This window comes from Ileibacterium valens (assembly GCF_001945525.1).
Taxonomy (GTDB): domain Bacteria; phylum Bacillota_I; class Bacilli_A; order Erysipelotrichales; family Erysipelotrichaceae; genus Ileibacterium; species Ileibacterium valens.
On the sequence record NZ_MPJW01000039.1, the window covers coordinates 1 to 6,595 of the forward strand.

At 37.1% G+C, this 6,595-nt stretch carries 9 protein-coding genes; all 9 read right to left on the reverse strand.

Annotated elements, in window-relative coordinates; all coding sequences use genetic code 11:
- On the reverse strand, positions 1-119 hold a 119-nt coding region (locus BO222_RS14360), incomplete at its 3' end, for a MerR family DNA-binding transcriptional regulator (protein ID WP_408606342.1).
- A 102-nt stretch (positions 120-221) separates the two neighbouring features.
- Positions 222-527: a hypothetical protein gene (locus BO222_RS01080; protein WP_075817602.1), complete on the reverse strand. Its 306-nt coding sequence runs from the start codon at positions 525-527 to the stop codon at positions 222-224.
- Positions 528-551: 24 nt separating this feature from the next.
- A complete protein-coding gene (locus BO222_RS01085; RefSeq protein ID WP_075817605.1) occupies positions 552-977 on the reverse strand; it encodes a recombinase family protein in 426 nt (141 codons plus the stop codon).
- Positions 877-1,083: a hypothetical protein gene (locus BO222_RS13575; RefSeq protein WP_158024530.1), complete on the reverse strand. Its 207-nt coding sequence runs from the start codon at positions 1,081-1,083 to the stop codon at positions 877-879. The genes BO222_RS01085 and BO222_RS13575 overlap by 101 nt, the downstream gene beginning before the upstream one ends.
- A gap of 397 nt (positions 1,084-1,480) precedes the next feature.
- On the reverse strand, positions 1,481-1,741 hold the full coding sequence (locus tag BO222_RS01090) for a hypothetical protein (RefSeq protein ID WP_075817606.1): 261 nt from the start codon (positions 1,739-1,741) through the stop codon (positions 1,481-1,483).
- Positions 1,742-1,906: 165 nt separating this feature from the next.
- On the reverse strand, positions 1,907-2,929 hold the full coding sequence (locus tag BO222_RS01095) for a MupG family TIM beta-alpha barrel fold protein (RefSeq protein ID WP_075817608.1): 1,023 nt from the start codon (positions 2,927-2,929) through the stop codon (positions 1,907-1,909).
- Positions 2,930-3,463: 534 nt separating this feature from the next.
- Positions 3,464-4,195, reverse strand: coding sequence for a Bax inhibitor-1/YccA family protein (locus BO222_RS01100; protein WP_075817610.1), 732 nt, complete (start codon positions 4,193-4,195; stop codon positions 3,464-3,466).
- Between the two features lie 113 nt (positions 4,196-4,308).
- Positions 4,309-4,755 carry an ATP-binding cassette domain-containing protein gene (locus BO222_RS14365; RefSeq protein WP_143356885.1) on the reverse strand — a complete coding sequence of 149 codons (447 nt, stop codon included), beginning with the start codon at positions 4,753-4,755 and terminating at the stop codon, positions 4,309-4,311.
- Between the two features lie 144 nt (positions 4,756-4,899).
- Complete coding sequence (locus tag BO222_RS01110; protein ID WP_143356884.1) at positions 4,900-5,781, reverse strand: ATP-binding cassette domain-containing protein; 882 nt, start codon at positions 5,779-5,781, stop codon at positions 4,900-4,902.
- Between the last annotated feature and the right edge of the window lie 814 nt (positions 5,782-6,595).

Consider the following 6,595-nt stretch of genomic DNA (forward strand, 5'->3'; position numbering starts at 1 on the left):
GAATAATACCGGGTCCCTTTTGGAGAAACAGCGGCTGGCTTGAGTATTCCGTTTTTGTCCATGTCCCGGAGCTGCTGTACAGAAACACCAAGTTCTTTGGCGAATTCTCCAATTTTCATCAATGCCACGGGTACTGCCTCCACTATAATAATACCGTTTTCACAGGTGGTACACGAGATATTTTTAGAATGAACTACAGACTATGAGATTACTCGAAACTGTTATGAGTCCATATTAATGGCAAAGAAGTTTCCGTATTTTTTGGCTAAAACGTTGTTAACGGTTCTAGGGTTTCCTTCAATGGCTGTACCATCTGCATAAACCGGTTTCATCACCTGATTGCTCAGTGTATCGCCAACAAGTTCATATCCCCACCGTCCATGAGAATATTCATTGATGAAATCATAAACAGCCTGGTTTTCAGGAATGGCCAGATCAATTCTTCCAGAAGTTGCAAGTGGTACAGTTTCAGGTTGATAAGGGATTGCCTTTTGAAATGGTGCTTTGACTGGTTTGACTTTTCTCATGGTCGAAACCTCCCTTTCCTTCAATCATGTTTTCAGCCTGAAGAGCCAGTTCTTTTCTTCTTGATGAACGAAGCCCGTAGAATCTTCCTGAAAAAAAGCAATCAGACTCATCAGATCTTCTGCTAATTCTTCCTGTGCATTTTTATCTTCTCTGGATTCAAGGATTACAATATCTGTGCCATGCTCTTTGCAGAGCCGTTCAATAAATTCAAAGCCAAATCGTGTCAGGCGATCTTTATGAGTAATGAAAACTGTCTTCACCTGATCCTGTTCAATCAGATCGAGCATTCTGCTCAGCCCTTTGCGGGTGGTATTTAAACCACTGTCTGTATCTGAAAAGACCTTGAAATCACCTTTTTTCAGAAGCCGCCAAAGCCAAACGGCCAAGTTGGCGTTCAAGATCCCCATTCTTTTTCTGATCATGGCTGGATACCGTGGCGTAAATGACATTGATTCGTTCTTTATGAGAATCATCGAAATAGATCAACCTTGAATTCAGCCATTCAATGACATCTTGTTTAGAGACATACCGTCGGCCGGTGGAAGACTGAGCCATTTTGATTCTGCCTTGTTTTTCTAGGCCGTAATTGAGCGATAATTTAAGCCGACCAATTTTGCGACATCTCCTGTTGAATAGTACTCTTTGGTTAAATCCAAATATTTGATCATAAACACCTCGTAAAGCCATTTTACAGTAACTGTTAGCGGTTTCAACCGTTAATGAAGACATCGAAAATAAATCCAATTGTGACTAATTTAGTTATTAATGACCAACAGCAGATTACCCGTTTCCTGTCCGGCAAGTTTCTGAATTCCATTGAAATGATAGGGGATATTCTTCAAGTCACCATATAGAAATACCTGATTGCTATTAGACAGTGCTTTTTAAACTGATGAACATTTGCAGCCGATTGCAGTCTGTTCAATTCTGGAAGGTTGACATTTTCTGGAATTTAAGAATTTTTTGGCAATGCCATCTCATTTCTTTTCAGATCATCTTCAAGAGAATGAATCAGATCTTTCCCGTTGAAAAAGCCACTTTCAGAAACAAAACGATGCAGACTGGTTCTGGAAATACTTGCAAGCCTGCAGAACTCCTTAACATTTGGAAAGCTTTTCGTTCTAAAAAACATAAAGAGTTCAAAGGCAATTTTTCCATTCGTTGAATCCGGTGAGATCTGATAGAGACTGACAAATCTTTCCACTAAATACATACAGTTCCTTCCTTCAGGCTATCTCTATTCATTATAACCACGGTTAATTTTATGGGAAAAGATCCTTTAACGATTTCAGAATTTCTTAACAAAAAACAAAAGAGACAGTATTCGCTGTCCCTTTTTTTAATCATTCTTTTGTCCAAAAAATAAGTCTTCAGTCGTTTATCCATGAAGATTAGGATGGATAAATTCGATACATGCACCGTTTTCAAGCAGCTCTATAATTGGTAAATAGTAATCGCAGACATGCCCAATGACGTTAACACATGGATCAGCCTGAAAATCGCCATTGCAAATCATCAGACTTCCCTGCGAATCCGGAAAATGAAGATTATCCATCGTAATGAATCCAGGACGTCTGGCTACAGGTACATCCGGATTGACTGGCATCTGAATTCCCTGAGGAATTTCAAGAAGTCTTCGAAGTTTTTTTGGAGAATCACTGCGGATGGTGAAAGTCTGATGATAAAGTTCTGGATGATTCAGGGAGACCGGAAGACCATAAACTCCCTGTGTAGCTTTATCGATCATTTGCTTTTCCATATCCCCAATTTCAAAGGATGTATAGATGATTCCGCCCACACCCTGGTTCATTAAATCCAGACTGGCCGCGTATGGGGTCATTGTTCGATGATGTTCAAGGGTACTTGGTTCATTCCCTTTTCTTTCTTCCACAGGATTGCCAGGAACAAATACAACCAGATCTTCTCTGGAAATCCCCTCGGAAAGATCATCGAAGACATTCTGATCCAGCCCTGTGTCCTTTCGGGTGTAATAATCATGAATAAATAATACGTTTGGACAGTTATTTCTGAACCAATAACGTTCCGGCAGAGTGAGATTGGAAACCGATACAGCAACAGGCAGCCGTAAAGCCAGTTCTCGAACCTCTTCTGCAGGCCATGAATGGTCTAAATGCAGATAGTCCACATCAAGTCCAAAAGCCAGTTCCTCCAGATCCTTCAGGTCATTGAGCGTAGATATACGCTTGGATAGCTGAAGAATCATAGAACTCTCACTTTCGTGTGTCTCTTTAATAATCGCTTCAAGTGTCGGCAGTAAATCTTCCGTTTTTGGAAATTGATCACTCGAACAATAAATCAATGAATTCCGGCAAGCTTTATTTTTAATCATTCCAGGCTGGTAATCGTTCATTTGAAGGAATAATCCAGTTCTTGTACTCATAAATTCTCCTCATTTCTAATTGTCAGAAGAGGAATGCTTTGGAATCTTCGATGTAGTTACTGCACATCTTAATGACATTATATCATTGATCATCCGGCTTGCATTTCATTGTTTTAATAAGCGAATAATCCTCACAGATGATTCCTATTTTTATACGTTTGCTTGCCGGAAATAAACAATTTGACCGGTTATTCTGTCTTGAACAGGTTTGATCCTTATTTGTGACGTTACGTCCTTTGAATCATACAAATTTTAATCCTGATTGGAATAACCGGATAATATCCGTTGTTTTTGTTGTATTGATATAACGTTTTGTTATTCTCTGATCCGAAAATGATTTAAATTTTTCGCATTGACCAGCTCAAAACGAATCAAAAGTCAAAAGAAAAAGAGCTAACCGTTATAATCAGCTCTTTTAATATATTTATAACAAATAGGTTTACCTGAGTAAATGCTTTAGATTATTTTGTCCATTTATGTATCATTTGATTGAATCTTTCATCCTGTAAACAGGCACGTCTCATCTCATTCAGGTTAGTTCGATGAACGGCTGCTGCTTCCTAATAAACGAAGAATATACAGGAAGATATTAATGAAATCCAGATAAAGCTGCAGCGCAAAATAAACAGCCCATTTCTGTTGAGCTAATGGCTCCCCATCAGCATATAACATGGTCTGATTCAATCTCTGAACATCCCAGGCCGTCAGTCCCGCAAAAATCAGAAGACCTACCGCTGCAATGATTCGGGTATCCATGCTTGCTCTAAAGAGCATTAAGACAACCTGGCTGATCAGCATAACAAATAAGGCGGCAAAAGCAATGGTTCCGATCTTGCTTAAGTCCTTTTTAGCTGTCCAACCAATGAAAACTAAGGTTCCAAAGTAAAGAGCAGAAATCAGGAAAGCCGCAAAAATAACCCCGGTAGAATAAGCGTATGCGATTGAAGAAAGCGAAATCCCCATCGTCGCTGCATAAACAAAGAACAAAGTTCTGAGGGTAGAAACTGATGCCCGATTCATCTGAACTGAAAATGCGATAGCCAGTCCAATCTGAGCAATTGGCAGAATCAGCGAAAGCATCGGAAAGCTCATCAGCATTTTGTAAGTCAGATCAAAATAATAAAATATGAAGGCAACCACACCGCTGACAATCAATCCCATAAACATCAGTCCATACGCTTTAAGAATGCTGTTTTGAATTGAACTCGTCATTTGCGGAGTCTTATTCATACTATATTGATTAGACCCATAATTGTAATTCGACATAAAATTCTCCTTTGTTAAAAAGATCAGACATTCGTCTGATCAACTTTCTTGTTGGATTGTCATTACTGAAATCCGTATTTCATATTGTAGCAGGATCAGATCTGTCGCTCAAATTACACCAAAATTTCACCTGGTTTATCCTCGTTATAATATTTTGACTGAATATTATATAGTTCTGCATATACAGTTTGGTCTCTCATTAAATCTTCATGGGTTCCCTGTTCGATTATCTGTCCGTCTTGAAATACAAGAATACGATCACAGAATTTCGAACTTGAAAGTCGATGAGATATATAAAACGCTAGTTTTTTATCAGTTAGCTTTTCATAAGATTCATAAATATCAGATTCAGCCTTCGGATCTAAAGCAGCAGTTGGTTCATCCAGCAGAATGATGTCGGCATCTTTGTAAACAGCTCGTGATATCGCTAATTTTTGTCCTATCCCACCAGACGGTTCAAATCCTTCGTTATCAAAATCCTTGTGTAAACAGGTTTCCAGCGCGTTGGATAATTTTGGAAAGATGTATCCAAAGCTTAGATCTTCAATAATATTTTTAATTTTTTGATTCTCAGGTTAATTATTCAGAGAAACATTTTCATTAAGCGGCATTTAAAATAATTGATAATCCTGAAATATAGCAGATATTTTATTTACATATTCACCATAATCGTAATCCTTAATATCAATACCATTTAGACGAATCTATCCGGAGGTCGGCTCATACAAACGACAAATAAGCTTAATAAAGGTTGACTTACCTGCTCCATTTTCACCTGCTATCGATATTTTCTCTTGTCCAATAAATTTACAGTTAATATGTTTCAAAGCATATTTTTTAGACTCTGGATACTTAAAACTCACATCCTCAAATTCGATAGAATCTATTCTCTGAGGTAAGGGGATATTCTTTGTTACTTCATATGTCTTAGCCGGTAAGTTTAAATAATGTTCTACCGACTCAAAATAAATACTGTATTGACGAATGTCGTTAATACTATCAATTACTTCATTCATAGATCCAGTAAAAGTCGAAATGGCATTTACATACATCGTAAAATTAGCAATAGAAATAGCTCCAATAGAAACTTCATAGATCATATATGAGTAAGAAATGATTCGCTGCAAAAAGTCAGTCAAATACAATAAACACTTAGAACCATTCATCAAATGCATCTGCTTTTTATAAAACCTCCATAATTCAAAAGTACAATTCCTTAAATGATCAAAAAACAATACTCTGGCGCCATTTATCCGAATTTCTTTTTCAAAAAGAGGATTTGGAAACAGATTTGATAGATAGGATAATCTTCTCTCTTTAGGATTCTTCTCCAATTCGAGATTGGCATATGTCTTTTTTAAGTTCATCTGAGCCAGACTGTTTATTCCAGCCAAGAGTAAAAACAGAAATAGGACCAGGACATTTAATGAAGCAATGATTCCGATAACCGTCGCAAAAATAATCACCTTACCAATAATATTCATAGACTGATCCAGTACAAAACTGAATCCCTGACCATTGGCATATAAAAATTTTTCAGCATTCTGCTTCAAATCAAAAGTTTTGGATCTTCCAAATTTGTACAATCAACTTCCGAAAGATGATCGCAAAGATCGTGTTGAAACTTTTCCAAAACAATCCTACGACGATAAAAAGCTTCATTCTGTAAAAAGCTGCTTGCCGTTTGCCCGATAAAAATCCCCAGAGAAAAGAGAAGGACGGTTTGAAGCAGTTTAAATATGTCATTTGTATTCATCAGTTGATCTAATAATACTTTTGGAAAGATCATCAATAATATCGGAGATACGCTATTGGTTAGTTGAAAGAATATCAGACAGAACAAATATGGTTTATCGACTTTCCAGGCATAATTCCATAGATACAGTAAGCTTTTTTAACATTATGCTTATTCATCTCCTCATTCATAAGTCAAGAAAGCTACTTAAACTGCTGAATCCATGAGTGATGTACTGTAGCCTGGACTTCATCTTTTTTAAGCTGGAACAAACTCATAAATAGAAAGTTCAGGAAAAGACATCGCTTCTTCATCATCTTTTTCACTTCTTGATAGTCTTAGATTATCAAGAGTCTCGATTTTCAACTACCGGATACATTTTCGAAAATATTCATACTTGCAGCCTCTGATTTCATTGTTAATAGAACAAGAAATCGTTATCCTAAGACCATGAATCAATTATTTTATCGATCATATATTAAATATCTTCGTAACAAAGCATATGTTGGACAATCTGAAATTGCAGATGTATTAAACATTGTTCGTAGTCAATAAAAAAGTTAACAATTTGGGTGATTTATAAGTTAACAGTTTGGGTGATCAAAATGGGGGCTGAAAGGCTCAGGAACAGACATAAGATAGAGTAGCCAATGTCTGTTTCTGAG

What these genes read in the sequence shown, in the direction of transcription:
- BO222_RS01095 (WP_075817608.1), bottom strand. Translation starts at nt 2,929, where the DNA reads ATGAGTACAAGAACTGGATTATTCCTTCAAATGAACGATTACCAGCCT.
- BO222_RS01080 (WP_075817602.1), bottom strand. Translation starts at nt 527, where the DNA reads ATGAGAAAAGTCAAACCAGTCAAAGCACCATTTCAAAAGGCAATCCCT.
- BO222_RS01100 (WP_075817610.1), bottom strand. Translation starts at nt 4,195, where the DNA reads ATGTCGAATTACAATTATGGGTCTAATCAATATAGTATGAATAAGACT.
- BO222_RS13575 (WP_158024530.1), bottom strand. Translation starts at nt 1,083, where the DNA reads ATGGCTCAGTCTTCCACCGGCCGACGGTATGTCTCTAAACAAGATGTC.
- BO222_RS01085 (WP_075817605.1), bottom strand. Translation starts at nt 977, where the DNA reads ATGTCATTTACGCCACGGTATCCAGCCATGATCAGAAAAAGAATGGGG.
- BO222_RS01090 (WP_075817606.1), bottom strand. Translation starts at nt 1,741, where the DNA reads ATGTATTTAGTGGAAAGATTTGTCAGTCTCTATCAGATCTCACCGGAT.